General features: G+C 67.0%; 1 protein-coding gene. It reads left to right on the top strand.

The annotated features are described in order from the left end of the window. On the top strand, positions 1 to 2025 hold a 2025-nt coding region (locus tag ACFFRH_RS44055; RefSeq protein ID WP_386164144.1), incomplete at both ends, for a transglycosylase domain-containing protein.

Genomic DNA, 2025 nt, shown 5'->3' with positions numbered 1-2025 from the left:
CTGCTGGTCGCGGGGATCGCGTTGCCGGCCGTGGGAGGCGCGGGCCTGGGCTTCGTGTCGGCGACCAACGAGCTGAATCTCAAACCCACCGACCTCGTCGAGCCTCCGCCCGCGGAGGTCTCGATCGTGCAGGACGCCCGGGGCAAGGAGATCGCCCGCTTCTACGAGGAGTACCGCGAAGTCGTCACCCTCGATCAGATCGCCGAGGTGATGAAGACGGCGATCATCTCGATCGAGGACTACCGCTTCTACCAGCACGGCGCGATCGATCTCGAGGGCACCATCCGCGCGTTCGCCAAGAACCTGCACGCCGGTGGGGTGAGCCAGGGCGGCTCCAGCATCACCCAGCAATACGTCAAGCAGGTCCTGCTCAACTCCGCCGACACCGACGCGGAAAAGGACAAGGCGCTGGAGGCCAGCTACGCGCGCAAGCTCAACGAGTTGCGGCACGCGATGGCGGTGGAGGAGAAGTACACCAAGGACGAGATCTTGGGCAAGTACCTGAACATCGCCTATTTCGGGGCGAGCGCTTATGGGGTGGAGGCCGCGGCCAGACGCTTCTTCGGCGTCAAGGCGGCCGATCTCACCCTGCCGCAGGCCGCGACGCTGGCCGGCGCGGTGCAAGACCCCAACGCCACCGACCCCAACCTGGGCAGGAAGCAGCGCGAGCGGTTGCTCAAGCGGCGCAACGTCGTGCTGGACCGGATGGCCGAACTCGGGAAGATCACCCCTGCTGAGGCGGCCGAGGCCAAGGCCACCAAGCTCGGCTACAAGGGGACGAAGTTCCCCGGCGGGTGTGAGTCCAGCAGGTACCCCTACTTCTGCATCTACGTGCGCAACGAGATTTTGCGCAACCCCGACTTCGGCAAGACGGCCAAGGCGCGTGAGGAGTTCCTCAACCGGGGCGGGCTGACGATCCGTACCACGCTCGATGCGTCCATGCAGGCGGCCGCCGACAGGGCGATCAAGAAGTGGGTGCATCCGTCGGACAATCCGGTGGCGGCCGAGGCGCTGGTGCAGCCGGGAACCGGGGCGATCAAGGCGATGGCCGCCAGCCGCCCGTATGGTCGCAGCAAGGCCAGGAACGAGATCTCCTACAACCTGGTGGCCGATGCCGCTCACGGCGGCGGGGTGGGGTTGCAGGCCGGTTCGACCTTCAAGACGTTCACGCTGCTGACCGCGCTGGGCCAGGGGATGAAGGTCAACGACGGCTTGGCGGCCGGGGCGGGTTTCCGCGCTTCGGGGTATGCGGCGTTCAAGAACTGCAAGGGTGAGAACATCGGTGACCCGTCGCACACCGTCACCAACGACGAGGGCAATCCGGGCTGGAAGACGTTGCAGACCGGCACCTGGGGGTCGGTGAACACCTTCTTCATGGCGCTGGAGCAGCGGGTGGGGCTGTGTGAGACGATCAAGACCGCCAAGTCGCTGGGCATTCACCGCTCCGATGGTCTCAAGCTGACGGAGTTCTCCACCTTCACGCTGGGCACCAACGAGATGGATCCGGTGACGGTGGCCAACGCCTATGCCGCGATCGGTGCGCGCGGTAAGTACTGTGCGCCGATGGCGATCGGCCGGATCACCGATCGCAACGGCAAGGTGACCACCTACAAGCCCAAGTGCCGTCAGGCGATCGATCCCGAGGTCGCCGACGCGGCGGCCGATGTGTTGTCGGGGGTGTTCACCGAGGGCACGATGCGGACCGTGGGCGGCATCGGCCGCGACGCGGCGGGCAAGACCGGCACCACCGACAGCTCCGCCACGGCGTGGTTCGCCGGATTCACCCCCGACCTGGCCGGCGCGGTCAGCATCGGCGACCCGCGCGGCTCGCAGGACTACAAGCTGAACGGTGTCACGATCGGCGGCCGCTACTACGGCTCGGTCTTCGGCGCCAGCATCCCGGGCCCGATCTGGAAGGACACGATGCTGGCGGCGTTGAAGAACGTCGAGCCGACGTCGTTCACCCCGATCAACACCGAGCGGTTCGGCGGCTGCGGTCAGAGCTGCCGGCCCGCACCGCCCCCG

Source organism: Streptosporangium vulgare (genome assembly GCF_042428775.1).
Taxonomy (GTDB): domain Bacteria; phylum Actinomycetota; class Actinomycetes; order Streptosporangiales; family Streptosporangiaceae; genus Streptosporangium; species Streptosporangium vulgare.
The sequence above is the reverse complement of the archived record's forward strand: the minus strand, read 5'-3'. Positions and strand labels throughout refer to the sequence as shown.